Origin of the sequence: Prevotella pectinovora (assembly GCF_041323955.1) — a bacterium.
In the GTDB taxonomy this organism is placed as follows: domain Bacteria; phylum Bacteroidota; class Bacteroidia; order Bacteroidales; family Bacteroidaceae; genus Prevotella; species Prevotella pectinovora.
The window spans coordinates 2,479,046-2,504,859 of sequence record NZ_JBGLIV010000001.1 but is presented as its reverse complement, the minus strand read 5'-3'; the positions used below and the strand labels follow the sequence as shown (position 1 = coordinate 2,504,859).

19 protein-coding genes and 1 pseudogene are annotated in these 25,814 nt (G+C 49.3%); 10 read left to right on the top strand and 10 right to left on the bottom strand.

Annotated features, from left to right (window positions below; all coding sequences use genetic code 11):
• Position 1: 1 nt before the first annotated feature.
• From ACDC99_RS09785 to ACDC99_RS09770, 4 genes are all read right to left on the bottom strand, one after another.
• Entirely contained in the window at positions 2 to 331 is a 330-nt protein-coding gene (locus tag ACDC99_RS09785; protein ID WP_042519485.1) for a HipA N-terminal domain-containing protein, read from the bottom strand.
• Positions 328 to 546, bottom strand: coding sequence for a helix-turn-helix transcriptional regulator (locus ACDC99_RS09780; protein ID WP_022316181.1), 219 nt, complete (start codon positions 544 to 546; stop codon positions 328 to 330). The genes ACDC99_RS09785 and ACDC99_RS09780 overlap by 4 nt, the downstream gene beginning before the upstream one ends.
• A 353-nt stretch (positions 547 to 899) precedes the next feature.
• The gene (locus ACDC99_RS09775; protein ID WP_288768558.1) at positions 900 to 2,399 is read right to left on the bottom strand and encodes a hypothetical protein; all 1,500 of its coding nucleotides are present in this window, start codon (positions 2,397 to 2,399) and stop codon (positions 900 to 902) included.
• A 136-nt stretch (positions 2,400 to 2,535) separates the two neighbouring features.
• Positions 2,536 to 5,340: a TonB-dependent receptor gene (locus ACDC99_RS09770; RefSeq protein WP_370756664.1), complete on the bottom strand. Its 2,805-nt coding sequence runs from the start codon at positions 5,338 to 5,340 to the stop codon at positions 2,536 to 2,538.
• Between the two features lie 256 nt (positions 5,341 to 5,596).
• On the opposite strand from ACDC99_RS09770, the pseudogene ACDC99_RS09765 reads away from it, so the two are divergent.
• The 3 genes and pseudogenes from ACDC99_RS09765 to ACDC99_RS09755 all read left to right on the top strand — a co-directional run.
• Positions 5,597 to 6,724, top strand: a pseudogene (locus ACDC99_RS09765) (ATP-binding protein); the annotation flags it as partial.
• A 195-nt stretch (positions 6,725 to 6,919) separates the two neighbouring features.
• Positions 6,920 to 8,167 (top strand): ATP-binding protein, encoded by a 1,248-nt coding sequence (locus ACDC99_RS09760; protein WP_302962266.1) that lies wholly within the window; start codon positions 6,920 to 6,922, stop codon positions 8,165 to 8,167.
• Positions 8,168 to 8,298: 131 nt separating this feature from the next.
• Positions 8,299 to 9,699, top strand: a complete 1,401-nt coding sequence (locus ACDC99_RS09755) for an ATP-binding protein (protein ID WP_308008357.1) — start codon at positions 8,299 to 8,301, stop codon at positions 9,697 to 9,699.
• A gap of 474 nt (positions 9,700 to 10,173) precedes the next feature.
• Here ACDC99_RS09755 and ACDC99_RS09750 read toward each other — a convergent pair whose 3' ends face one another.
• Positions 10,174 to 10,314 (bottom strand): hypothetical protein, encoded by a 141-nt coding sequence (locus ACDC99_RS09750; protein ID WP_156145811.1) that lies wholly within the window; start codon positions 10,312 to 10,314, stop codon positions 10,174 to 10,176.
• A 542-nt stretch (positions 10,315 to 10,856) separates the two neighbouring features.
• Here ACDC99_RS09750 and ACDC99_RS09745 point away from each other — a divergent pair.
• From ACDC99_RS09745 to ACDC99_RS09730, 4 genes are all read left to right on the top strand, one after another.
• A complete protein-coding gene (locus ACDC99_RS09745; RefSeq protein WP_262503137.1) occupies positions 10,857 to 11,039 on the top strand; it encodes a T9SS type A sorting domain-containing protein in 183 nt (60 codons plus the stop codon).
• Between the two features lie 293 nt (positions 11,040 to 11,332).
• The gene (locus ACDC99_RS09740) at positions 11,333 to 11,824 is read left to right on the top strand and encodes an RNA polymerase sigma factor (protein ID WP_287074837.1); all 492 of its coding nucleotides are present in this window, start codon (positions 11,333 to 11,335) and stop codon (positions 11,822 to 11,824) included.
• A complete protein-coding gene (locus tag ACDC99_RS09735) occupies positions 11,821 to 12,471 on the top strand; it encodes a hypothetical protein (protein WP_370756663.1) in 651 nt (216 codons plus the stop codon). Before ACDC99_RS09740 ends, ACDC99_RS09735 begins: the two co-directional genes overlap by 4 nt.
• 23 nt (positions 12,472 to 12,494) lie before the next feature.
• Positions 12,495 to 13,661, top strand: a complete 1,167-nt coding sequence (locus ACDC99_RS09730; protein WP_370756662.1) for a hypothetical protein — start codon at positions 12,495 to 12,497, stop codon at positions 13,659 to 13,661.
• Positions 13,662 to 13,827: 166 nt separating this feature from the next.
• On the opposite strand, the gene ACDC99_RS09725 is transcribed toward ACDC99_RS09730, so the two are convergent.
• A complete protein-coding gene (locus ACDC99_RS09725; RefSeq protein WP_022316797.1) occupies positions 13,828 to 15,051 on the bottom strand; it encodes a 3-deoxy-D-manno-octulosonic acid transferase in 1,224 nt (407 codons plus the stop codon).
• Positions 15,052 to 15,153: 102 nt separating this feature from the next.
• Complete coding sequence (gene gltX, locus ACDC99_RS09720; RefSeq protein WP_278840652.1) at positions 15,154 to 16,671, bottom strand: glutamate--tRNA ligase; 1,518 nt, start codon at positions 16,669 to 16,671, stop codon at positions 15,154 to 15,156.
• A gap of 258 nt (positions 16,672 to 16,929) precedes the next feature.
• Here gltX and ACDC99_RS09715 point away from each other — a divergent pair, with 258 nt between their 5' ends.
• The 3 genes from ACDC99_RS09715 to ACDC99_RS09705 all read left to right on the top strand — a co-directional run bounded on the left by ACDC99_RS09715 (position 16,930) and on the right by ACDC99_RS09705 (position 21,386).
• The gene (locus ACDC99_RS09715) at positions 16,930 to 19,008 is read left to right on the top strand and encodes an HD family phosphohydrolase (RefSeq protein ID WP_370756661.1); all 2,079 of its coding nucleotides are present in this window, start codon (positions 16,930 to 16,932) and stop codon (positions 19,006 to 19,008) included.
• Positions 19,009 to 19,206: 198 nt separating this feature from the next.
• Positions 19,207 to 20,766, top strand: a complete 1,560-nt coding sequence (locus tag ACDC99_RS09710) for an OmpP1/FadL family transporter (protein WP_370756660.1) — start codon at positions 19,207 to 19,209, stop codon at positions 20,764 to 20,766.
• A gap of 419 nt (positions 20,767 to 21,185) precedes the next feature.
• Positions 21,186 to 21,386, top strand: a complete 201-nt coding sequence (locus tag ACDC99_RS09705) for a hypothetical protein (RefSeq protein ID WP_022316801.1) — start codon at positions 21,186 to 21,188, stop codon at positions 21,384 to 21,386.
• A 151-nt stretch (positions 21,387 to 21,537) separates the two neighbouring features.
• Here the strand turns inward: ACDC99_RS09705 and priA are convergent, their stop codons facing one another.
• The 3 genes from priA to ACDC99_RS09690 all read right to left on the bottom strand — a co-directional run bounded on the left by priA (position 21,538) and on the right by ACDC99_RS09690 (position 25,747).
• On the bottom strand, positions 21,538 to 23,823 hold the full coding sequence (priA, locus tag ACDC99_RS09700) for a replication restart helicase PriA (protein WP_288745961.1): 2,286 nt from the start codon (positions 23,821 to 23,823) through the stop codon (positions 21,538 to 21,540).
• A 47-nt stretch (positions 23,824 to 23,870) separates the two neighbouring features.
• Positions 23,871 to 24,383 carry a gamma carbonic anhydrase family protein gene (locus tag ACDC99_RS09695; protein WP_022316804.1) on the bottom strand — a complete coding sequence of 171 codons (513 nt, stop codon included), beginning with the start codon at positions 24,381 to 24,383 and terminating at the stop codon, positions 23,871 to 23,873.
• Positions 24,384 to 24,754: 371 nt separating this feature from the next.
• Complete coding sequence (locus tag ACDC99_RS09690; RefSeq protein ID WP_022315707.1) at positions 24,755 to 25,747, bottom strand: malate dehydrogenase; 993 nt, start codon at positions 25,745 to 25,747, stop codon at positions 24,755 to 24,757.
• Between the last annotated feature and the right edge of the window lie 67 nt (positions 25,748 to 25,814).

Genomic DNA, 25,814 nt, shown 5'->3' with positions numbered 1-25,814 from the left:
CTTATTCCCTTTCTTCTTCAATAGGTACCACACTCACTGCTCCGATGCAGTCTTTGCAGCATGCCATGAGCAGCGACATCCTGTCGCGCTGGTTTATCTTCCAACTCTTTTCCGCTATGTCGAGCAGCCACCCCTCAGGAATCAGTCCGTCGAAAAACGGAAACAACACCGTGTCGTGGTATTCCTTGTTTGTCAGCGGCATAGTGAGACTTATCGCTTCCGCATTGTCAGAATCGAGATAAGCGCTGTCGTATCTGAAAGTGAATCCCGTCTCGTCTTCCGTCAGCGTGCCGGCAAGACGGTCATGCATATATACTTTTCCTGTTTTCATGCTTTATCCTCCTCATTTCCTATTCTGACCGCTCCCACCTGTCTGCCGAACAGGGCAAGCACCTGGTTCACCTTGTCCAGACGGAGCGTTGTCTTTCCCTGTTCCAGTTCGCGCACGAATCTCAGTCCAACACCCGATTTCTCTGCAAGGTCAACCTGTGTCAGTCCGAACTGCTTTCGCATTTCCTTTACAAATCCCGATAAACTGTTCTCCATATAATTATACCCTTTAGGGTGCAAATATAGTAATTATTATATTTATTTACACCCTTTCGGGTATAAAATTAATATTTAAGATTTATATTACACCCTTTCGGGTATAAATGAAGCCGCTCTTTTGGTATGATTCCCTATTATTCTAGGTGGGTTTTAACCTATGGAATGTCCCATAATATAGTTTGGGAAGAGTGTATTTAAGCTAACCTCACCCCAAAGGGACTACTTGCTGTTTGGGGATAAACGTACTACTTGCAGATTGGAGTTAAATGGTCTATTGGCTGAACGGAATCAAAAAAATGAGGGTATGTCAAAAACGACACACCCTCATCAATATTACAGGTTATTAAGATTTAGTAGTTTGTGTTCTGCGGGTCGAAGTTAGTCCAGTTTGCAGTCCAGTCGGTTCCTCCGAATGCTCCCACGTATGCCACTTTCTCGAATCCTGCGAGCAGAGCGTCTGTGAATGAAGCTCCAGTGAGCAGCGGACTGCCGGCGAGAGGACGGTAGCCAGTCATGTCAAACCATCCTGTTGCAGCCTGAGAGTATACGTTGCCCGGCTGTGCGAGGAAAAACTTCGCTGAGAAAGAATCGTTTTCAGGATTGCTGAGCACCTTGTTCTTGTCAGTTCCGATGGCGTCAACGTTAGTCATATAGATGTTCTGCAGTTTTAGCAAAGCTGATGTTGCTGCACCCTGGGTGTCACCCAGGTCGTTGTCGAGGATAAGACCTACAGGCCAGCCTACTATCACTGAGTTGAAGCAGCTCAGATGAGAGTCGCGGCGGATTTGCATACCGCTCTGGAAGCGTCCGAGACCAGAACCGTTGTTAGGGTTCATGCTGCCAGCTGTGATATATGAAGCGTCGTTTACGAAGTCAGCTGCACCAGCCTTAGGACCCACGAAGGTGATGTTCGAGAATACGGCAGAGGTGTGAGGGTCAGCGTTTGTTCCCTTTGCGTTGTTGTCGCTTTCGAATCCGTTGCTCATAGACTTGTCGGCAATCTTCGGGTCGCGGATGGAGAGACCATACTGCACATGGCCGCTGAATCCGTTGTCGGTATCGAAGTCGTCGTCCCATCCTTTATAGGCGATGAGGTATTTGCAGTCAACAGTACCGCCGAACCACTCGTAGGAGTCATCGTTAGAGTAAGACACCTGTACGTGGTCGATTTTTGTCTGCTTTCCCACGGAGCCGAGAGTGAGTCCGTTGATTTCCTGGTCCGTTGCGAACGGATAGCCGGCGAACTCGATGCGCACGTAGCTCAGCACACCAGAGTTGTCGTTGTCGTCGTTGCCACCGTGCTTTGTGCGCGGACCGCCTTCAATCTGCTGTTCAGTGGCGTTTGTGCGAGCCTTGCCGCAGATGATGATGCCACCCCAGTCGCCAGGACGGCGGCTGCCGGGAGCCTGCTCAGAAGTGAATACGATAGGCTGTGTCTCAGAACCCTGGGCTATTAGCTTTCCGCCACGCTCTGCTATGAGGGCGGCCTTGGTGTCTTTGTCGCCCTTGATAACGGTTCCCGGTTCGATAGTCAGTTCAGCGCCGTCGGCGATGTACACCCAACCTTTCAGAATATATGTACCTTTCTTAAGAGTCTGCTTTCCTGTGAACACGAACTCTTGGTCACCGTTTCCAATCTGAGTACCTTTGTCGTTAACGTCTTTGCTGCCTGCTTTGTCACTCTCCGTGAAGAGCACGTGGTCGCAGGCGTTGATGCCGCCGTTTACTGTCCATACGGCAGTGGAGGCATTGTTCTTTCCGTTGTTGTCATCATCATCGCTGCACGCAGTAAACATTGTTCCTGCAAGTGCGAGGATGCCAAGGCATCCGTAAAATTTTGTCTTGTTCATAATTTATTATTTAGAATAATAGTTTTTTTTGTTGAGGCTAGGCTTTCTAGATATTCTAGCCTATTATAGACTTTCAAGATATTCTAGGCTTTCTAGGTCTTCTGGGAATTCTGGATTATATAGAAGGGGTATGTTCTTAGAGTTTATATGTGATACTCAGACCGATGTTGCGGCCAGGCTTGAAACTTCTCGTTATCTGCTCCACCTTCTTTGTGGTGCCGTCGTTGAGAGTTGCCGTCACGAATTCCTTGTAGTAAACCCTCTGGGCGAGAATGTCGCGTATGTTTGCCTTCACCTCCCAATGTGTTCCGAATTTCTTCGATACTGACAGGTCGAGCACGTCGCGTGGCATCTCGTAGCTGTCGGGCACTCTGAGCGCCTCGTTGCCACTTGTCGTTCCTTCGCTGCGTCCCACACCGATGATTCTTTTTCCGATGCGGTTGTAGAGTAGGGCGGCATCGAGTTGCAGCTTTTCGTTCTTGTAGAAGATACCAGTGTTCACGAGATATGGCGACTGTCCCTGCATAGGGCGGTTTTCCATCAACGCATTGCCGCTGAAGTTCACTCTGCTCTTTATCAGAGCTCCGTTGAACGACCAACTGAAGTTCGGCAGTCCGATAAACGAGAGGTCTTTCTTTATGTCCACCTCTATACCGTAGTTGTTTGCGTGGTCGGCATTTGTGTAAGAGTATATCAGTCTGTTGCCGCCAGAGAGGGTATATGTCCATTCTATCGGAGCGTCGAAATATTTGTAGAACAGTGCCACAGAGATCAGTTCGCCTCTTGATGGGTAGAACTCGTAGCGCAGGTCGAGGTTCTGCACGTAGCATGGTGTCAGTTCCGTATTTCCCTTCACGTCGGCGGCGAGGTCGAAGTCGTAGAACACCGACGGTGACACTTCGCGGAACTCCGGGCGGTTCACCGTCTTGCCGTATGAGAGGCGCAGCTGGTGTTTGTCGGAGATTTTGTATGTGGTGTTGAGCGACGGGAAAAGGTCGCTGTATTTATAGAAATGGCTCAACGGGCTCGGGCGGTCGTCGCGGGTGTTGGTCACCAGTTCCATCTTGTCGTATTCATAGCGCACTCCGGCATATACGTTCAGTTTGCCAAGGGGTAGGGTGGCAGCAAGATATCCGGCCCCCATAGTGTTGTGTCCCTTATAGTTGTCTCTCATGTTCGGCTCTTCCAGCAGATACAGCTTGTCCTGTCCGAAGTTGTCACTGTTGCTCAGCAGTGTAGGTAAATCGCATTTGCGGAAGTCCGCAGGCAGAGTGTTGTTTTCCGGCTCCCAGTTGTATATGAACTCGCGAGTCTTGTATTCACGTGTACGGTATTCACCGTATGCACCAACCTTTATGGATGGTCTCCATCCGTTCAGGTCGAAGTCGTGTTTGTCGTTTACTGCAGCCGACAGTATATGCTCGTCGAGTTTTGTCCATTCCCTCGAAATGTCGTTTCCTGTGGTCAGCTGTATCGTTCCCGTCTCCAGAGCGTCGTTCTGCAGATAGCGTCGGCGGTCAGGCACGTTGCGGTTGGCATAAGAGTAGCTGAGACTCCAGTCCAGTTCATCGTCGTTCAGCGTATGCTTGCCCGTGAACTGTCCGTTGTATGTAGTGCGGCTGCGGTAGTAATATTCCGCCGAGCGAGTGTCGTTGTTCTGTTCGTCCACGCCCTGTCTGAACGTGTAGCGGTCGTTGCCCAGCTGGTTGAAGATGTTTTTCATCTGGAACTTGCTGTTGCCTCCGGCAGTGAGCAGCGTCAGATTGAGCATAGCGCCGAGACGGGCGTTGTGGTTATACTGGTTGTCGAGAGAGTTGCTCAGGTATATGGAACGGTCGTTGCGCTCGTCGTACACACCGAACTGGTTGTTCTGCATATCACTGAACGTGCGGTATTCGTTTGTGTAGTTCAGGGCGGCGATCATTCCAAGCTGGTTTCTGCCCAGTTTCCATCTTCTGCCGATGTTAGCCGACAGTTTCAGGTCGCCGAAAGGCTTCATGCTCTTTGTTGTCCAATCATTGTTCAGTCCGTTCCCCGTCAGGTCCGTTCCTCCGTTGCCGATAGGGCGGAGTGAGGCATTGAATCCCCCGTTGAGGCTCCTCATGCCGTTGTCGAAACCGAGGAAATCAGTTGCCGAACCCTTGGCATGTGTGAAGTCGTTGAATACCGATGTCGTGTTCCAGTTGCCGCCCACCTGCACCTGCGTGATGCTTTCTGCCGGTATGTCTTTTGTGTTCACCACTATGAATCCACCGGTGTAGTCGGCAGGATATTCCGGTGACGGCGTTTTCACGATCTGCATGTTGTCGATCTGTGCGCTCGGTATGAGGTCGAACGAGAAAGCCCTCGAATCAGCCTCAGAGCTTGGTGCCGCTCCACCGTTTATCCACACATTGTTGTATCTCTGCGACAAGCCGCGCACCATCACGAACTTGTCATCGATAAGGCTTACGCCCGGCACACGTCTGATCACCTCTCCCGCATTGGTGTCCTGCGTTTTTCCAATCTCCTGTGCCGAGACGTTGTTCACTATGACGGGACTGTTCTTCGCTACTTGCACCATAGCCGTTTCCGTGTTTCTCCGTGCGATCCCGGTTACGGTGACTTCGCCCAGTGTCTGTTCTTCGGGCGTCAGCGCTACGCTAATCATCTGAGGCTGGTCACTCGCCAGAACCCCGTCAATTTTTTTATTCTCGTATGCCACGTACTTTATCGTCAGCGAGTACTTGGCGTTTGAATCCAATCCTGTAAGCTTGAAGTTGCCGTCAATGTCAGTAGCGGCAATGAAATCGGTGCCGTCCACCTGCACCGTAGCTCCTATGAGAGCCTCCTTCGACTTTGCGTCGGTCACTTTGCCGATGATGTCGGCGGCCATTGTCCCTATCACAGGGACGACCATCATCATTGTGGTTGTCAGAACCTTCTTTACCTTTCTGTCCATACAATAAAATCGTTTGTTTTCTTTGTCCGGTGCAAAGATAGGGGCGTTATGTTACAGTATGGTTTCAACAATGTTGTCATATTCGTACATAAGTGCTACAATGCCGTAGCATGTCTTCTGTCTGTTTGACAGCCAAAGGAGTTTGTCAGGGAAAACATTTCATGACCTTGCCGTAATAGAAGAAAAACGCATTAATGTTTGTATGTATCGAATAAATGCCGTACATTTACGGTCGGAAACAATAATGGCAACGATTATGGCATTGAAACTATATCCATTAGGAATACAGACATTTGAGAGAATCCGTAGGGAAGACAAACTCTATATCGACAAGACGGAATACGTATACCGTATGGCACACACCAGCGGAGTGTATTTCTTTTTGGGGCGCCCTCGCCGTTTTGGAAAGTCGCTGCTTGTATCCACTTTCCAAAGCTACTTTGAGGGAAAGAAAGATTTGTTCAAGGGACTTGCCATTGAAAAACTGGAAAAGGAATGGACAGAATATCCAGTGTTGCACTTTGATATGAGCGGCGGAAAGCATATGAATCCACAACAACTGGAGGAATATCTGGGCTATAGACTGAAGGACGAAGAACTGAAATGGGGAATCAGCAGTCCGGCTAACGGCAGCAACAACCGATTGATAGACCTTGTTAATGCTGCATACCGAAAGTCTGGCAAACAGGTTGTTGTGCTCGTTGACGAATACGATGCACCGATGCTCGACGCTGCCTATGAAAAGGAACAACTTGACGAGCTGCGCAATATAATGCGCAATTTTTACAGTCCTCTTAAATTTTGCGAGGCAAAGCTACGTTTCGTGTTCCTCACGGGAATCACGAAATTTTCACAACTTAGCATTTTCAGCGAGCTGAACAATATCACCAACATATCCATGAATGATGATTATGCAGGAATCTGCGGTATCACGAAAGATGAACTGCTGACCCAGATGTCGGCAGACATAGATGTGTTGTCGAAGGCAATGGGGATGGACAGGACACAGACCATCGGCAGGCTGAAAGACAATTATGATGGTTATCATTTCTCCGCTTCCTCTCCCGACGTGTTCAATCCCTTCAGTCTGCTAAGCTGTTTTGCAGAAAAGAAATTCGAGGCATACTGGTTCGCTTCAGGCACTCCTACATATCTTATAAACATGATGCGCAAATACGATGTGCAGCCTGTCGACATTACACGTGTTGAGGCTTCTGCCAGCGAGTTTGATGCTCCTACGGAGAATATGCCGACCATAATGCCGCTGCTCTACCAGAGCGGCTACATCACCATAAAAGACTACAACAGAGATTATGACTACTATACTCTCGACGTGCCTAACAAAGAAGTGAGGCTTGGACTTACCAAGGCACTGATCCCATCAACGGATATTACTTTATAGGGTGCCCAGTTCTATGTTCTCGTTTTAGAGTACGTTTTAGTAACGCTACAAACATCATCCCCAATTGCTTCTATCTAAGAAAAGTGCGGATATCCGCAAAAATCTTTCATGGAATTGATAAAATGACTATATTTGCAGAAGAAAAGTGCGGATATCCGCAAAAATCTTTTGTAGACTATGGTTATAGAGAGAAATAAATATCTGCAGGAACTGGTCAGTTGTCGGCATAACGGACTGGTGAAGATTATTACAGGAATGAGGCGTTGCGGCAAATCGTTCCTGCTGTTCAGACTGTTCCGAAGGTTTCTTGAGGATAATGGAGTGGCGAACGACCATATCGTGGAAATGGCTTTCGATGATTACGCTTTCAAGGAATTTCGCAATCCCGACAAGTTCTATGCCTACGTGAAGGGCAGGATTATCGACGACCAACCTTATTATATATTGCTTGATGAGGTGCAGATGCTTGATGAGTTTGAGGATGTGCTCAACGGACTGTTGCATATCCCCAATGCCGACGTGTATGTGACGGGCAGCAATGCCAAGTTCCTTTCAAAGGACATAATAACCGAATTTCGTGGCAGGGGCTATCAGATACATGTGTCGCCATTGAGCTTTGCAGAGTTCATGAGCGTTTATGAGGGCGACCGCGAGGATGGCTGGAACGAATATCTGCTTTATGGCGGACTGCCACCTGTAGTGCTTCTGAAAACGGAAGAGGAGAAAGTGAAGCTCCTTGACAGTCTGCTGGCTGAGACATATATAATAGATGTTGTGAACCGAAACAAGATAAAGAACGATTCAGAACTGAATGATCTCTTCAAGATTCTTGCCTCGGGGATAGGCGGACTGACAAATCCGCAGCGTCTTTCAAATACCTTCCAGTCTGTGAAGAATGTATCCATAAGTCCGGCAACGATAAAGAAATACATCGAATGCCTTTCTGATGCATTCCTTCTTGAGTCTTGCAACCGTTATGACGTGAAGGGAAGGAAATACATCGGTACTCCGTTGAAATATTATTTCTCCGATTTGGGCATCCGCAATGCCCTGCTCGGTTTCCGTCAGCAGGAGAAGACCCATCTTATGGAGAATGCCGTATACAATGAACTTTGTGCAAGGGGCTATAGTGTTGATGTCGGCAATGTGGAAGTGAATACCGTAGACGAGAAAGGAACCAAGGTAAGGCGAATGCTTGAGGTGGATTTCGTGTGCAACCGTGGTTACAAGCGCTGCTACATACAGTCGGCACTCAGTCTGCCAGACAGAGAGAAGATGCAGCAGGAGTCTGCCTCCTTGCTCCGCATCAACGACAGTTTCATGAAATACGTCATAACCGGCGACCGCATAAAGAAATACCAGAACGACGACGGTATCGTAATAATGAATGTGCTTGATTTCCTATTGGACGAGCAGTCGGTATAACCCTTCGGGGAAAGAAAAAAATCAATATTATGTATGCATAAAATATATGTTTCCACTTGCAGCGCATTCATAAAAACATTATTTTTGCAAAAACATATTTTGAAAAATCATTTTCAGAAAAATCATATTCTATGGAATTTGTAGACAGAGGCAAGGAACAGAAGCGTCTTAAAAGGGCTTTTGAATCCGAGACGAAGAAATTCGTCGTGATATACGGGCGCAGACGTCTTGGCAAGTCAACATTGCTGAAGAGAGTGATAACTGACGAAGACGTGTATTTTGAAGCAGGCCGCCAAGAGACACAAGTGCAGATTTCGCTCCTGGCTGGTACGATAGCCAATTTGTACAGCGGATTTGACATGCCTCTTTATCCTACGTGGGAGTCTGTGCTTACGGCATTCAACAAGGTATGCAGGGAAAATAGCGTGCTCGTACTTGATGAGTTCCCATATATGGTGGAGAAGGATTCCTCTTTGCCTTCCGTCTTGCAGCATATCCTTGATAGTGGTGAACTGCGGTATAATCTTGTAATCTGCGGTTCATCACAGCGTATGATGCAGCATTTTGTACTTGACAGTACAGACCCTCTATACGGCAGGGCACACGAAAAGATGAACCTTCGTCCGATTCGTCCGCAGCATTGGCAGGAAGCCATACATTTAGACGCTGTCAGCACGATAGAAGAGTACAGCGTGTGGGGCGGTGTGCCCCGCTATTGGACTCTGCGTGAGGAATATCCGTCATTGCGCGAAGCAATAAACGAACTGATACTCGACGAGCACGGCATCCTGTACGGTGAGCCGAGTGCGCTCTTTATTGATGAGGCTAACGACATAGCTCCATTCCAGTCTATCATGACAGCCCTCGGACATGGCAACACACGATATTCTGCCGTGGCATCAGCCATAGGAAAGAAGACGACGGAGATATCCAAGCCGTTGAATGCCTTGACGGAGATGTCGTATATCAGTAAAGAAATTCCTTTCGGTGAAAGTGAGGAAAAGACAAAAAAGACATTGTATGTCATCGATGACAACTTCATGGCGTTCTACTATACGTTTATCGAGCCTCACCGTTCGATGCTTGCTCTCGGAAGAACATCTTTTGTTATGCAGAAAATAGGAAGCGGTTTCCCTGCATTCGTAGGGAATGTATGGGAGCGGCTGTGTCAGACAGCTGTTTCGGGGAACGAGCTTTTCGGACATACATGGGGGATGGCCCGGCGCTGGTGGGGAAAGGCTTCTGTTTATGAAGACGGGCGTAAGACACCTGTAGGCTATGAAGACCTGGAGTTTGATGTCGTGGCAGAAGCCATCGGTGACAAGAACACAATCCTTGTAGGAGAATGCAAATGGAAATCAGCAGACTTTGCAGACCGTCTGCTTGCCAAACTGAAGGCAAAGACAGAAAAGGCTCCATTCTCGCAAGGCAAGAATATCGTGTATGTGCTCTTCCTTAAAGAGCACCCTCTTTCCGAGGTAGACTGCTGCATCCTTTATCCTGACGACGTGTTGAAATATCAGCCGGAATGACATTCTGGCCATACATTTTGCTGTTGCAATTTGCATCATCAAGAAAATAGAAAAGCGGAATCGCAAAGTTTTGAACTTGCAATTCCGTTTTGTATTAATTCAGAAGATCCTAATTTCTTTTGTGGTTTATAAATGTCGCCATATTGCAGGGATATACAGACCTTGCCGGTTGGCGGAATTAATTCAACCCAAATCGGTCATTAGGGCTTGCTTGGATTTGGATTTTTAGAAGAGTGGATTTTGTTTGGCTTTTGATGAGTAATAGCGAGTGTTGATATGAGTAAAAGTTGCCAATATCGCTGATTCTCAGTATAAACAAGAAATTTCAAAAAAACTGTCAGATCATCTGGTTTTTCCTTGTAACATTCTGACAGGCAGACAGTTGGCTACCTGACGATTGTCAGCCAACTGTCTGGATGGTTTGCTGATGAAAGGAAGGTCGCCATTGAACTTGTCTTCATCAACGCTCAATACTTAGTGGTTGCCTTTCTCCTTCAGACTTTGATCAAAATCTTTTTTCAAAAGAGCGGAGATAAGAGTCTTTGCTATGCGCTCGTCCTCCATAAGGTATTTGAAAACAGAGTCGTATATCGGATTAGCAATGTTTACCATCATAAGCTTGATGTTTTGTTGTTTTCTGCAAACACTCTGCCAACGAGTGCAAAGAGAGTTTAATCTCAATTTGCCGAGTGTAGCTAAGTGTTATGCAAATATACATATCTTACATCTTATGACCGATTCTGGGGTAAGATGGGCACGCCGCTTGCCCAACAAGGGCAAGGTGCTTGCCCCACATGGGCACGCTGCTTGCCCCGGATGGGCAGAAAAGACGCCAGGCGGTTGCCCAATAAGTTAATGTTGTAATATCCATATTCCTGTTTTCAGGATTCTGCCAACACATGCAATTCCTGTCATCTGAATACCTGCTGTCAGATACTTCCTCTTATCTGCAAATCATCCAGACAATCGGCTGACAATCGTCAGATAGTCAACTGTCTGTTTGTCAGAATGTTACAATGAAAAACCAGACAATCTGACAGTTTCGACCGTTTTTTGTGATATGACATTTTTCTTTATACTATTTCCATTATGACTGATTCGGCTTTTGTCCTTTCTGTCACAAATGTTATAAGAATTTTGCAAGCGAGACTTCTGGCATCTCTACTCTCGACATGACAGAGAAAGCCCGTGTTTCAGTCTACGACCTCGCCGGCAACAAGGTGGCAGAAATGTCCGACGCCACAGCGGGCCAGGCTGTCGGCGGACTTGCCAAGGGCATGTATATCATCAAGACCGTTTCTGCCAACGGCATCAAGACGGGCAAGGTGCAGATAAAATGACGATAATCCTTAGGAAATAATCAAAAAACCGCAGCGTGTCAATTCGACGACGTTGCGGTTTTTTTAGGAGGTATTGAATCGTTGATGTGCTAAAAATGTGAAGCTTTACACATTTTTGGTACTTGTTTTGTGCGAATCTACACATTTTCGACACATTGTTCGTGTTTTTAGTGTACAAGTTTATTGTCTGATTGTTAAACAATATTAATGTCTGTTCATAATCCTGTGTATCGTGCGTTAATAGAGTGACGGCAGGAGGAAACGGCGTCATATATATATATAAATGTATGAGTATGGTTCAGAAAGAGTTTGAAGACATGGCAGCAGACCTGCGCCGGCGCATAGTGACGCTGGCGAGGGGATTCCGGCTCGATTCAGACTCGGCTGAGGATGTGGCTCAAGACACGATGCTCAAGCTATGGACCATCAGAGAGAAGATAGACGACAAACCGTCTGCCGCGGCGATGGCCACTACAATAGCCAGGCATCTGTCTATTGACATGCTGCGAAGGAACAAGACGATAGCCCTCGATATGACAGCCGCCCCAGACAGCAGTTATCGTCAGCCCGACTCGCTGCTCCAGACGGCAGAAGACGACAGATGGCTGAAGTCGCAGCTCGACAAATTGCCTACCAAGGAACACGCCGTGCTGCATCTCAGACAGGTGGAACACAAAACCACCGAAGAGATTGCCGCCATAGTGGGAGTCAGTGCCGTCTCCGTGCCCACGATGCTGGCGAGGGCGAGAAAGAAATTGTTTGACGAGATAAAACGAAGAAGATGAAACAGGAGGATTTGAAAATATTGATCGACAAGTTCATGAGCGGCACCACCACTCTGGATGAGGAAAAGGCATTGGGAGACTTCTTCCGCCAGAATGAGCATGTGCCTGCCGAACTGGACCCCTATCGGGAGATGTTCGCATATTTCGACAACGGGATGACCGGTGAACCATCAGGCAAGCCTGTCCGCCATACCGCTCCGGTCTGGAGCCTCCGTTGGATAGCAGGCATTGCTGCAGCAGTAGCAGTGATATTTGTGGCAGCCTATCATTTTGTGCCCGGCGGAACGGATGAAACTCCTGTCATGCAGACTTCCAAACGCTTGGTGGCACAGGCACAACCCACCGACAGTGCCGTCGCCAAGCCCGATACCATCTCTGACAAGGAGAGACATGCAGACGAAATGCCGGAAAAAAGGCGGGTGATGAGGAAATACCGCTACAAGCCCGCACCGCCAGAGGTGTTGCTTGCCGATGCAGAGGCGATCTCGGTGACAGACTCCGTGAATGTGGTGGCGAAACAGCTTGCCGACATAGAATTGATGAAAGTGGAATGTGAACAACAATATATGCTGAATCTCGTCAAGGCTGCCAGCTTATTGAACTCTGCGCAGATAGCAGCCGTGTGTGACGAAGAAGACGTGTATTGAATAAAACGGAAAGGAATATGACAATGAAAAGACTATTTGACATCGTGGCACTCGCATCCATCGTGATGCTGCCCTTAGGCGCTTCGGCGCAGGAACATGTGAACAAGGCGATTGATGCCTTTGGCACGGCAGTGGAGATAAACGGCATAAAGTCTTCTACCGTCGACAAAGGAAATACCAAGGCATACGCCAAGATATACGAATTCTCGCTGCCCAAGAAGCAGGAGAAGAATCTGGAACCGCTGAAGAAGGCTTTCTATCAGGATATGTCAGCGGCATACGACGTGTTCGTGAAGAAAGAGACAGATGCGGCGAAGTCGAACAGGTTGATTGCCTATGGCGACCATCTGGAAAAACTAATGCATCTGGGCTGGCCCTATTGCAAGTGGGGGCGTAACTATCTCACGATGTGTGTTGATGATACCGCCGACTCTCTCTATCGCTATGTCTACGGACTGGAATGGCAGAAACGCGGGAAGAACATCGAAGGCAAGGTGTATAAGCTTTACAGTATGAACCCCAAGAAGATGTCTGCCAAGCAGAAACGCTCCGCACAGAACCTCGACGGAGTGCTGAAGAATCTTGAAGACCTCTCAGACAAACTCGACAGCATTGACGACGACGACGATGATGATGACTCGTTCGACCTTGGCGATCTCTCGGTACTGTCAGGTCTGGGCGACTTGGGAAAACTGGCAAAGGCTTTTGGCGGGAAAATCGTTGACGGTACCGATACTATAGAGACGAAAGAAGGCAAGACCATCCTCAAGTCGAACAGGCAGCGGATAGTGATAGAGAAAGATGGTTCGATGACTATTGACGATGGTGAGGGAAACGTCATGAAAATAGGAGCCGACGGCAATGTAAAGGGAATGCAGCAGTCTGCTTCCAAACCTCTCGTGGGCAGCAACACCGATCCCATCCAGCAGTTCGGCAACCTTCGTGCCGCTTATCTCAATAATCTGAGAGACAATATCGACAACACCAACCTGCTGACCGGACTCGCAAATTCCATCCTCGACCTCTGCAAGCAGAAGGGATCGGTGATGACTATGGATGAGCGCGCATTGTGTATCGACGGTATGAAAGAGCTGCAGGAGCGTACTCCCGACAAATATATCAAGGGTATATTTAATGTGGCGACCAACAGCCTGAAGAAAATCTCCGGAACCGAGCTCCAGGGCAAATGATGATACTGACTCTCGAATTGGAAGAAGTCAGCCCCCCCGACATACATGAATGAATAAATACGGCAATCCCCGGCATTCTATGCAGACCACACGGTCTGTGAAGAATGTCGGGGATTGCCATATTGTTTGTTGTCCTGCAGACAGGAAGTCGGTCGTGATTATTCCATTATAGTCCCACACCCTTGATAACCTTGTCGGCAGCACCGGCTTTCGTCTTCACATAGGCACCGGCCAGATCAGACGAAATGCTGAGATATTCGGCGTCAGAGTCGAAGCGGTCCATGATTCTCTCAAAGTCCTCGTAGCTGTTTATCTCCATTCCGCCCTGTGTGGCGAGCAGTTCCTGAGCCTCCTGGAAACGCTTGTTGTTGGGGCCGAATATCACCGGCACGTTCCATACGGCAGCCTCCAGCACATTGTGGATACCCACTCCGAATCCGCCACCCACATAGGTGACCTTGGCACAAGAGTATATGCTCGACAGGAGTCCGAAGCAGTCAATTATCAGGCAGTCAGCCTTGGCTGCCTCTTCGGGAGTGGTTTGGGTGTAGCGCACGGCGGTGCGGTTGAGCTTCGAGAGTATCTGCTGCAGATGGTCTTCGCCTATCACATGAGGGGCGATGACGATGCGCCAGTCCTTGTGATCGTTGAAATAGCGGATGAAGATATCCTCGTCTGGCGGCCAGCTGCTGCCGGCTACGAACACCTTGTAGCCCTTGGCGAAGGCATCCACGATAGGCATCTGCTTCTGACTTGCGCTCTGCTTTATCTCCAGCACGCGGTCGAAGCGCGTGTCGCCTGTAATCTCCACATTCGTTATGCCGAGTGTGGCGAGCAGCTCGCGGCTCTTCTCGTTCTGCACGAAGAACCGGGTGATGCAGTTCAGTACGCGGCGATAGCTGTTGCCATACCAGCGGAAGAACACCTGCTGCGGGCGGAAGATGCTGCTCACGCTGTATACGGGGATGTCGTGTTTCTTCATGTATGTCATGTAGTTCCACCAGAACTCATACTTGATGAAGAACGCCATCTCCGGGTGTATTATCTTGAAGAAGCGTCTGACGTTGAGCGGAGTGTCGAGCGGCAGGTAGCAGACGATGTCGGCCCCCTCGTAGTTCTTCCTCACTTCGTATCCAGAAGGGGAGAAGAATGTGAGGAGAATCTTGTATTCGGGATGGCTCTTGCGCAGACGCTCCATTATGGGGCGTCCCTGCTCAAACTCTCCGAGCGATGCTGCATGGAACCACAGGTATTTCGCATTCGGGTCTGTCTTCTGCCTCAGTATGTCGAAAGTTTCTCTTTCCCCTCGCCACATCTTGCGTATCTTGCTGTTCCAACGGCTGGCTATCGCCACACCAAGAAGGTATATATATATAATGATGTTGTACACGCCTGCTTCTTTGTTGCTTTTAGTTCTTTATTCCAGTTTCTCTCTCTGCCCTTGTGGCTCTCCCTCGGTGGAAGGGAGAGCGGGCATATAGAATGCGGTTTGTTATTTCAGCACTTCAATGGCTTTTCTGAGTCTCTTCAGTGTCTCCTCCTTGCCGAGGAAGGCAGTGATGTCGAACATGCCGGGACCCTTGCCGATGCCGACGAGAGCCAGACGGAAGGCGTTCATCACGTCGCCGAGCTTGTAACCCTTGCTCTCCACCCATGCGAGAACCACTTTCTCCTGGTTTTCGAGAGAGAAGTCGTCGATGCCTTCTATCACGTCGGCAAGTTCGCCCATTACCACGGCAGAGTCAGCCTTCCAGCGCTTGCGGACAGTCTTCTCGTCGTATTCCGTAGGAGCGATGAAGAAGAATGAGCAGAGAGGCCACAGTTCCTTTACGAAGCTTACGCGGTCTTTCATCATAGACACCACCTTGGTGATGCGCTCCATCGACTCGTCCACGCCGTTGCCGGCAACGATCGGGGCGAAGAGTTCTGCAATCTCTTCGTTGCTCTTGCGCAGGATATATTCATGGTTGAACCAGATGCCCTTCTGATAGTCGAAGCGTGCTCCCGCCTTGCTGCATTTCGTGATGTCGAACTGCTCCACGAGTTCCTGCAGAGAGAACAGCTCCTGCTCTGTGCCTGGGTTCCATCCAAGCAGGGCAAGGAAGTTTATTACTGCCTCCGGGAAATATCCGCTCTCACGGAAACCATTGCTCACGTCGCCGGTCTTGGGGTCGTGCCATTCCAACGGGAACACAGGGAATCCGAGGCGGTCGCCATCGCGCTTGCTCAGTTTTCCCTTGCCGTCTGGTTTCAGCAGCAGAGGCAGGTGGGCGAAGCGTGGCATTGTGTCTTCCCATCCGAACGCACGGTATAGTAGGACGTGGAGTGGGGCGCTTGGCAACCATTCCTCGCCGCGTATCACATGGCTTATCTCCATCAGATGGTCGTCAACGATGTTGGCGAGATGATAGGTAGGCAGCTCGTCGGCACTCTTGTAGAGCACCTTGTCGTCGAGGATGTCGCTCTTTATCACCACGTCGCCGCGGATCATGTCGTTGACATGGATATCCTCTCCCGGCTGGATGAGGAAACGCACTACATACTGCTTGCCGTCGGCGATGAGGGCTTCAACCTCCTCCTTTGGCATGGCAAGCGAGTTGCGCATCTGCATGCGGGTGTGTGCATCATACTGGAAGTTCTTTATCTCTGCACGTTTGGCGTCGAGCTCCTCAGGAGTGTCGAAGGCGATGTATGCCTTGCCGGCATCCAGCAGCTGGTCTACGTACTTCTTGTAGATGTCGCGGCGCTCGCTCTGGCGGTAAGGACCATAGTTTCCGCCGAAGCTCACTCCCTCGTCGAACTTGATGCCGAGCCACTTGAACGACTCGATGATGTATTCTTCAGCACCGGGTACGAAACGATTGGAGTCGGTATCCTCGATACGGAACACGAGATCGCCGCCGTGCTGCTTGGCGAAGAGATAGTTGTATAATGCTGTGCGCACGCCGCCGATGTGTAAGGCGCCCGTGGGACTTGGTGCGAAACGCACCCTAACTTTTCTTTCTGACATTGCTATGTGTATATGTGAATTTATTGATTTTATTACCTCGTAATGCTGCATTTGGGCAAGAGATATATGCTAAACCGTGCAAAAATACAACTTTTTTATCAATTGTTGTATTATTTTTTGTATTTTCGCAGTTGAAACGTGCCTTATATATATAATAGGTACTTTTCGGAGGCTAAAACCGAGATAATACACTGTAATTAATGCTGGCGCCAGCTACACTGGTTTGTCGTTGCGCCGGACTTATAAAAGAATGAGAATATGAATAAGTACGACATGTCTGAACGCAACCAATGGAAGAAGATCCTCAGCCGTATGGCGTTGGTCCTGATTTCCGTGGTTATCATCGTATTGTTTATTCCGCGCAACAGCGGACCGCAGTTCCGCTACGACGTGGGAAAGCCGTGGATGTATGGTTCGCTGATTGCCAAGTTCGACTTCCCGATATACAAGACCGACGAGGCGATAAAGCAGGAGCGCGACAGTCTGCTGCGCAACTTCGAACCTTACTTCAACTTTAAGAATAATATGGAGAGCGCCCAGATGACGCGCTTCTTCGAAGACTTCACCGGCGGACTGCCTGGTATGCCGGCTACCTACACCAACATCGTGGCAGACAAGCTGCACCAGCTGTACAAGTCTGGAATCATGGGGGCGACGGAATTCTCGTCGATAGCCCAGGACACCACCAAGATGATAAGGGTCATTGACGGCAAGACTGCTTACAGCGTGCGCATATCCAGGGTGTTGTCAACAATGACCGCCTATGAGCAGATATACCTTGACGAGAGACTCGCACCCTACCGTTCGCAGCTGCAGCGTTGCAATCTCAACGAATACATAGAGCCGAACCTGATATACGACAAGGAGAGGAGCGAGGCAGAGAAGAACGACCTGCTCGGGCAGATACCGCTGGCAAGCGGTATGGTGCTTGCCGGACAGAAAATCGTGGACAGAGGAGAAATCGTTGACGACTACACCTTCCGTGTGCTCAGTTCATTTGAAAAGGAGACCCAGCGCCGTAGCGCCAGCACAACCGCAGTGCCTTCTACCATTGCCGGACAGGTGATATTCGTTTCGCTCTTCATAATCCTCTTTACTATGTATCTCGGCATGTTCCGCCGCGACTATTTCAGCAAGCCGCGCAGCATAGCCATGCTCTATGCGATGATCACCGTCTTTCCTATCCTCGTGTCGCTGATGATAGAACACAATGTGTTCAGCGTCTACATACTGCCTTTTGCCATGGCGCCCATATTCATCCGTGTGTTCATGGACTCGCGTACGGCATTCCTTACACACATCGTGATGGTGATGTTGTGTGCGGCGGCGTTGAAATATCAGTATGAGTTCATCATCGTGCAGCTCGTGGCGGGACTCGTGGCGATATACTCGCTGAGGGAACTATCGCAGCGAGGGCAGCTCTTCAAGACGGCGCTCTTCGTGACGTTGGCGAGCTGCGCCATCTACTTCGCCCTGCAGCTGATGACAGACAATACGTTCACTACCATTGACAACAGCATGTATAAGTATTTCGTGATAAACGGTATAATGCTGCTCTTCGTGTATCCTCTCATGCTCATCATCGAGAAGACGTTCGGATTCATATCCAACGTTACGCTCATCGAGCTGTCGAATACCAGCAAGGACCTGCTGCGCCGGTTGAGCGAGGTGGCGCCGGGAACGTTCCAGCATTCTATAATGGTTAGCAACCTTGCCTCTGCCATCGCCGAGAAGATCGGGGCAAAAGCGCAGCTGGTGCGTACAGGAGCCTTGTATCATGACATCGGCAAGATGCAGAATCCGGCATTCTTCACTGAGAACCAGAATGGCGTGAACCCTCTCGACAACATGTCGAGGATTGATGCCGCACATATCGTGATAAACCATGTGACAGACGGACTGAAACTGGCGGAGAAGTATAATCTGCCGGGAGTGATAAAGGACTTCATCAGCACTCACCATGGTGCGGGAATGACGAAGTATTTCTATGTGTCGTATCGCAACGAGCATCCGGATGAGCCTATCGACGATTCGCTCTTCACCTATCCAGGCCCTAATCCGTTCACTCGCGAACAAGCTATCCTGATGATGGCAGACAGCGTTGAGGCTGCCGCACGCTCGCTTCCGGAATATACGGAATTCAGCATCAGCAATATCGTGAACAAGATCGTGGACGGACAACTGAAGGAGGGATACTTTGAGTATTGCCCGATCACATTCCACGACATCGCGATGGCCAAGCAGGTGTTGATAGAAAGACTCAAGTCCATTTATCATACGAGAGTGAGCTATCCTGAACTGAAGAAGCCGGCTCTGAAGAGAGACGACGAGGAATAGGCAAGTGGGGGTAACATACACATTTGGGGATAAATATGGAAGGTTTGTGCTATAATTCTTGCACAAACCTTTTGTTTTGCGCAAAACATAGGCGTTTTGTGGTTAAGCAATGTTAAACAAACAACTCTTTATACGGAAATAAAGGACAAATAAGATACCTTTGCAACCAATTTGTTTTAAAAAGTATTTTAGGTAAAGATGATTAATTTAAAAAATGTTTGCTTGGCAGCCCTGTTGTCGGCATCCGCAGTAACCGCCACTGCTGGCGGTCTGCTCACTAACACCAACCAGAACATTGCTTTCAACCGTATGATGAGCCGTGAGGCATCTATCGGCATTGACGGAGTGTATTACAACCCTGCCGGTGTGGCATTTATGAAAGACGGCCATCACCTCAGCATCAATCTGCAGACTGCATGGCAGACACGTACTATCGAGAACGACTACGCTCTCTTCAACTACAACGTAAAGAATCCTACTACGCCAAGGAAATTCGAGGGTAAGGCTTTTGCCCCTGTAATTCCTTCGTTCCAGTATGCATACAACAAGAACAGATGGTCGTTCCAGGCCAACTTCGACCTTGCCGGAGGAGGTGGAAAATGTAAGTTCGACAACGGACTCGGTTCTTTCGAGAAGGTTGTGGCAAACATCGGTTTCCTCGGCAACTCCCTCGCTCCATATCTTAACGGCATATTGCCGGTAAATCCAAATATCGCAAACCCTGCAACGGGAACGATGGGAGGATATGGATATACCTACGACAGCTTCATGCGCGGTCGTCAGTATTACTATGGACTTTCTGTCGGCGCTGCCTACAGAATCAACGACCACCTGTCTGTATTCGGAGGCGTGAGAGGAATCTACGCCACATGTAACTACTACGGATATGTGAAGAACATCGCTTTCGTGGGTAACAACGGTGCCAAACTGCCACTCTCTACTATGGTGGACAGAAACGATCCGGAGAGTTCAGACATTGAGCTGAACACCGACCAGACAGGTTATGGCTTCACTCCAATCATCGGTATCGACTACAAGACCGGCCGTTGGAACTTCTCTGCAAAGTATGAGTTCAAGACCCATCTGTGTCTTGTAAACCAGGGTACCGTCATCACTCCTGTGAAGAAGCTGAACGCTATCGGTGAGAACCTTGCTGCCGCCGGTGTTCCGGTACAGGTGCTCCAGGGCATCAGTCCGGCAATCCAGCAGGCAAAGGAGAACATCAACGAGCTTATTGCTGAGTATGACCCGGAGCAGAACCACAAGGATGCCGGTGACATTCCTGCATTGCTCACCCTCGGAGTGGGCTATAGTCCTATCGATGCTCTCCGCATCAATGTGGGCTTCCACTGGTTTGACGACAAGGAGGCAACCTCTGGCTACAATTGGATCAAGGCTGACGGAACGAAGGAGCGTGTAGACCGTCACAAGAATCTCAAACGTGGTACACTGGAGTATAATGCCGGTGCTGAGTATGATGTGAACAAGATGCTCACCGTGAGTGCAGGATGGCAGAGCACAAACTATGGTCTGTCGGATGCCTCAATGGATGACAAGTCGTTTGTGGTAAGTTCAAACTCTGTCGGTTTCGGTGCGAAAGTGAACCTGACAAGCAAGATGTCACTCTCCGTAGCTTATTTCCATACCTTCTACAAGCACAAGAAGACTTCGGAGCAGGTGTCAGACAAGCTGACATATACAGCAGACTACACTCGTGACAATGATGTGCTTGGTGTTGGTCTTGACATCGATTTCTGATAAGAAACTACTCTTTGAAATAACACACATAAATGATGAATCCCCGGTTGTCTCGTAGTGAGAGGACTGGGGATTATTGATAGCACGCTTGCCTTTAGGTGTGTTTGTAATAGTAATAAAGGCAATTTATTTTTCTTGATTTGTTATTCTGTATTGAAAAATGTCTTATCTTTGCATAAGATAGGCTGCACCTCAGCAATTGAAGCAAGCTTCATTGCACTCGGTTTGCACTATCCTTGCATAAGATAAGCTGCGGCTCGGCATAAGAAATAAATGTATTTATTTCATTCTGCTCTTGCCTTGCACTATCCTTGCATAAGATTGGCTGCACTTGGCAATTTGAAAGTAAATTTTCATTGCTCTCGTTTGCACAATCTTTGCATTGATTAATTAATTGGAACTTAAAATGATTCGTTGCAATGTCAAAAGAAGAACTTAGGTCATACAGATTGAATTCAGCAGAGGAACCGACGGATGAGATGCTGGAAGCCATAATGCTTGAAGTTCAGAAATCGGCATGCCTGTCAACACTCAAGGCCAAGGCAGAACTTGATAAGAGATTTAATGCTGCCAAAGCTGAGATTGCTAGGCGCAAAGCGACACATAGAATGGGATTATGAGTAAATTGACAAGACCTGTCTTCAAACAGTATATTGACGACGTCCCGGAATGGGCAAAACAATTGGTCTTATAAGAAATAGAATAATCCCCGGTTGTCTCGTGTGAGAGAGCCGGGGATTGGTGCTTTGTTTGTCGGACGTCGGATGGATGTCAGCTCGGGTCCACGTCGTAGTAAATCTGCAGGGAGGAGTATCGCTTGTCCTGTTCCATCTGGCGCTGGGCGAGCAACAGACACTGGCGCACCCTCTTCATGTCGATACCCGGTTCGAGCTTCAGCATTATCTTGCGGATGAAGAATGTGCGCACCTTCGATACCGCAGGCTTGTCAGGACCGAGCACCCTTGCTCCAAGCCATTGTCTCAGTCTGCCGCCCATCTCTATCGCTGCCGTGTTCACGCGGTCATCGTCTTTGTGCTTCAGGTAGACATATATGAGCCGATAGAAGGGAGGGTAGTGGAACAGTCGTCTCTCTGCCATCAGCTGTGAATAGAATGCCCGCCAGTTGTTTGTCACCACTTGTTCTATGATGGGCTGCTCCACGTCTTTCGTCTGCAGTATCACCAGTCCGCGGTCGCCTTTCCTTCCTGCTCTTCCCGCCACCTGCGACATCATGGTGAAGGCGTGTTCGTATGCCCTGAAGTCGGGCACGTTGAGCATGGAATCGGCATTCAGTATTCCCACCACACGTACGTGGTCGAAGTCGAGTCCCTTGCTCACCATCTGCGTTCCGATGAGAATCTTCGTACGCCCGGCAGAGAAGTCATTTATTATCCTCTCGTATGCGTTGCGGGAACGGGTAGTGTCAAGGTCCATCCTGGCAACGGGCACGTTGGGGAACAGTTCCATTATCTTCTCCTCAATCTTCTCCGTTCCATACCCATAGGGCCTCAGGTCCTCCCCCTCGCAGTTCGGACATTTCTTTGGCACGCTGTAGGTGAAACCGCAGTAGTGACATGTCAGCATGTTCATGTTCTTGTGGAAGGTGAGTGAGACATCGCAGTTGTCGCATTTCGGCACCCATCCGCAGGTGCGGCATTCCACCATCGGCGCAAAACCGCGCCTGTTCTGGAACAGTATCACCTGCTCCCCGTTATCCAATGCCTTTTTCATCGTCTCGAGCAGCAGCGGTGATATCGGACCGTACATCATCTTGCGGCGTTGCATGTCCTTCACGTCCACTACCTTTATCTCCGGCATCTCGATGCCCTTGTATCTCTCGTCGAGTTCCACAAGACCGTATTTGCCGGTCTCGGCGTTATGCCAGCTCTCTGCCGACGGTGTGGCGGAGCCCAACAGCGTTTTCGCTCCATGCTGGTGGGCGAGCATTATCGCCACGCTGCGGGCATGGTAGCGCGGTGCAGGGTCCTGCTGTTTGAAAGACGTTTCATGTTCCTCGTCGATTATCACGAGACCGAGTTTGGAGAACGGCAGCAACACGGCGGAGCGTGCTCCCAGTATCACATCGTAAGGTGAGTCGGAGAGTTGCTTTTTCCATATCTCCACCCTCTCGGCATCACTGTATTTGGAATGGTAGATACCGAGTCTGTCGCCAAACACCTTCTGAAGCCTTTGCCTTATTTGTACCGTCAGGGCGATTTCCGGCAGGAGATAGAGCACCTGCTCGTGGCGCTCCAGTGCCTGCTTGATGAGATGGATGTATATCTCCGTCTTGCCGCTCGACGTCACGCCGCGCAGCAGCACCACGTTCTTTTTCAGGAACTGGAACAGTATGTTGTTGTATGCTTCCTGCTGTGCTGCCGACAGTCGCTTCACGTTGTCGAGCTGAGGCACTCCGCCACAGTTCAGACGTCCCACCTCCTTCTCGTAGGTCACGAGCATCTTCTTGTCCAGCAGTTGCTTCATGACTCCGGCTGTGGCATGCGATTCGTTTATCAGTTCATCTTTCGTCACCTCCACCACCGGTTCGTCGGTGCAGTCGCCCACAATGGTGTCCCAGTGGGAGAGTGTCAGATATGTGTTGAATGTCTTGAGCTGTGCCAGTGCTCTCTTCAGCATGCCGAAAGCGATGTGCAGCGCCTGTTCGTGGCGCAGGTTCTCAGGCAGTGTGACGTAGGTCTCCGTCTTCGGCCTGAACCCGTCCTCTGCCTTCAGTCCGGCAGGCAATGCGGCGTTGAAGACCTCGCCGATGGGAGACATGTAATAATCTGCAATCCAGTTCCACATCCGCAGCTGGTCTTCGGTCACGATAGGCGTCGTGTCGAGCACCCTCGTGATGTCCTTTACCTTGAATTCCGGCTCCTTGTCGTGGATGCGCACCGCCAGTCCCACCATCATCTTCTGCTTGCCGAACGGCACGATAACCCTTACGCCGCTCTTCACCGCCTCTGTCAACGGCTCCGGAATGGAGTAGGTGAAGAGGCTGTTGAGGGGCAGAGGCAATATGATGTCAACGTATGTCGTCGGTCTTTCTGTCATAGGATGATATGTGGTTGTGATGCTCTTGGATTGTGGGGATGTCGTTTTCAGTCTTGTTCCTCAAGATACCACTTTGAATATTCCACGTAGTGTTGTGCGAAGCTCTCCGCCTGGTTCGGTCTCGTCTTCTTGATGAATTTTGCCGGTACACCTCCCCAGATTTCATGTTCGCCGATTTTAGTGCCTCCCAGAACGAGTGCTCCGGCGGCAACTACTGCTCCTTCGCCCACTTCAGCGTTGTCGAGCACCGTCGCGCCCATGCCTATCAGGGCACCTCGGCGCACTGTGCATGCATGTACTGTGGCATTGTGGCCTATTGACACATCGTCCTCGATTATCGTGGGTCCTGTCTGGTTGGTCACATGTACGCAGGCTCCGTCCTGCACGTTCACTCTGTTGCCGATTGTAATGGGAGCCACATCGCCGCGCACCACGGCATTGAACCATATTGAGCATTCGTCGCCCATCGTCACTTCGCCGACAATTGCGGCGTTCTCACTGAAATAGCAGTCCTTGCCCCATTTGGGAGTGAGACCCTTTATTGATTTTATAAGTGCCATTGATTTTTCTTGTTATGTATATTATTAATCTTCTGCAAATTTACTTCTTTTTTTTGTCATTCAGCAGTTGCAGGATAATTATTCTTTGTCAAGAGCAAAGCTGTGGTCATTGAGGCGATAAACGATATAACCTTCGGCAGAGATACTTGTTTGTGATTTGGGTTAAATGAATTGCCCCAAAATACGAAGACAAAAATATATGCCAAAAATCCCCCACGCCGTGGGGAACAGAACCCCCTAATGTGGGGTTTCATTCCCCACGCCGTGGGGGAAAATATTAATCAAATATTATTCATCAAGAAAACGGGCGACATGGAATTGTCTTCCTTGTCGCCCGCATATCTTTTGTGCCGTTATTGTCGGCAGATGAATTAGAGGTTCGGGTTCATCTTTGTCCACTCTGCCACAGGAGGAACGATGCCGAGTTCAACAATCTCGTCGCGCATCTTGCAGAGGTGCTCATAAGACTTGGCAAGAGAAGCCATCTCCTCTTCTGTTCCCTTAGGTTCAACGAAGTGAACGCCAGTCTTGTCGATAGTTGTAGGCATAGCCATCATCACGTTCTTGAATCCGCACTTGTCGCAGTTTACGTAGCATCCTGCAGGCAGTGTGAACTCCTTGCCGCCCATGGCAGCCTCGATCATCTTCACGGCATTGTAAGCTGGGCTCTGGAAAGAGCTGCGGCCGCGGAGCTTGATGATGTTAGAACCACCCTGTACTGTGTGGTGCTTGATTTCCTCCCAACGCTCTGCAGAGAGACCCATCTCTGAGAGAGGCTTGCCGTCAACCTTAACCTGAGAAGCGAATACAGCCATCTGCTCGCCGTGGCCACCGTATGTGTGAGCACCGGTCACCTTGTCCTGCTGAACGCCGAACTCCAGTGCGAGAGCCTGCTGCAGACGAGTAGAGTCGAGGGCAGCGAGAGAAGTCAGCTGGTTTGGCTTCAGACCAGAGTGGATGAGTGCTGTCAGGGCTGTTACGTCAGCAGGGTTGAAGATAACAACCACGTGCTTAACATCAGGGCAATATTTCTTGATGTTGTCACCGAACTCAGCGGCGATCTTGCAGTTGCCCTTCAGCAAATCCTCACGTGTCATGCCGTCCTTGCGAGGAGCGCCACCTGAAGAAATGATATATTTAGCACCAGTGAAAGCCTCTGCCGGGTCAACAGTATATGTTACGTTAGCGCCAGGGAATGCACACTGCTGGATTTCGTCGAATACGCCGTGAACACCTGGCTCATAGATATCATAAAGACAAATGTTAGGAGTGAGGCCGAGCATCAAAGCGCTCTGTACCATGTTAGAACCGATCATACCGCCTGCACCGACGATAACAAGTTTTTCGTTAGTTAAAAATTCCATAGTTGTAAATTTATTTTTATGTATATTCGTTGTCTTGTCATTCGCACCGCAAAGTTAGGAAAAAAAA

Excerpts from the sequence above, each read along its gene's own strand:
- ACDC99_RS09785 (WP_042519485.1), bottom strand. The coding sequence starts at position 331 with ATGAAAACAGGAAAAGTATATATGCATGACCGTCTTGCCGGCACGCTG.
- ACDC99_RS09780 (WP_022316181.1), bottom strand. The coding sequence starts at position 546 with ATGGAGAACAGTTTATCGGGATTTGTAAAGGAAATGCGAAAGCAGTTC.
- ACDC99_RS09775 (WP_288768558.1), bottom strand. The coding sequence starts at position 2,399 with ATGAACAAGACAAAATTTTACGGATGCCTTGGCATCCTCGCACTTGCA.
- ACDC99_RS09770 (WP_370756664.1), bottom strand. The coding sequence starts at position 5,340 with ATGGACAGAAAGGTAAAGAAGGTTCTGACAACCACAATGATGATGGTC.
- ACDC99_RS09760 (WP_302962266.1), top strand. The coding sequence starts at position 6,920 with ATGGTTATAGAGAGAAATAAATATCTGCAGGAACTGGTCAGTTGTCGG.
- ACDC99_RS09755 (WP_308008357.1), top strand. The coding sequence starts at position 8,299 with ATGGAATTTGTAGACAGAGGCAAGGAACAGAAGCGTCTTAAAAGGGCT.
- ACDC99_RS09750 (WP_156145811.1), bottom strand. The coding sequence starts at position 10,314 with ATGATGGTAAACATTGCTAATCCGATATACGACTCTGTTTTCAAATAC.
- ACDC99_RS09740 (WP_287074837.1), top strand. The coding sequence starts at position 11,333 with ATGGTTCAGAAAGAGTTTGAAGACATGGCAGCAGACCTGCGCCGGCGC.
- ACDC99_RS09735 (WP_370756663.1), top strand. The coding sequence starts at position 11,821 with ATGAAACAGGAGGATTTGAAAATATTGATCGACAAGTTCATGAGCGGC.
- ACDC99_RS09730 (WP_370756662.1), top strand. The coding sequence starts at position 12,495 with ATGAAAAGACTATTTGACATCGTGGCACTCGCATCCATCGTGATGCTG.
- gltX (WP_278840652.1), bottom strand. The coding sequence starts at position 16,671 with ATGTCAGAAAGAAAAGTTAGGGTGCGTTTCGCACCAAGTCCCACGGGC.
- ACDC99_RS09715 (WP_370756661.1), top strand. The coding sequence starts at position 16,930 with ATGAATAAGTACGACATGTCTGAACGCAACCAATGGAAGAAGATCCTC.
- ACDC99_RS09710 (WP_370756660.1), top strand. The coding sequence starts at position 19,207 with ATGATTAATTTAAAAAATGTTTGCTTGGCAGCCCTGTTGTCGGCATCC.
- ACDC99_RS09705 (WP_022316801.1), top strand. The coding sequence starts at position 21,186 with ATGTCAAAAGAAGAACTTAGGTCATACAGATTGAATTCAGCAGAGGAA.
- priA (WP_288745961.1), bottom strand. The coding sequence starts at position 23,823 with ATGACAGAAAGACCGACGACATACGTTGACATCATATTGCCTCTGCCC.
- ACDC99_RS09695 (WP_022316804.1), bottom strand. The coding sequence starts at position 24,383 with ATGGCACTTATAAAATCAATAAAGGGTCTCACTCCCAAATGGGGCAAG.
- ACDC99_RS09690 (WP_022315707.1), bottom strand. The coding sequence starts at position 25,747 with ATGGAATTTTTAACTAACGAAAAACTTGTTATCGTCGGTGCAGGCGGT.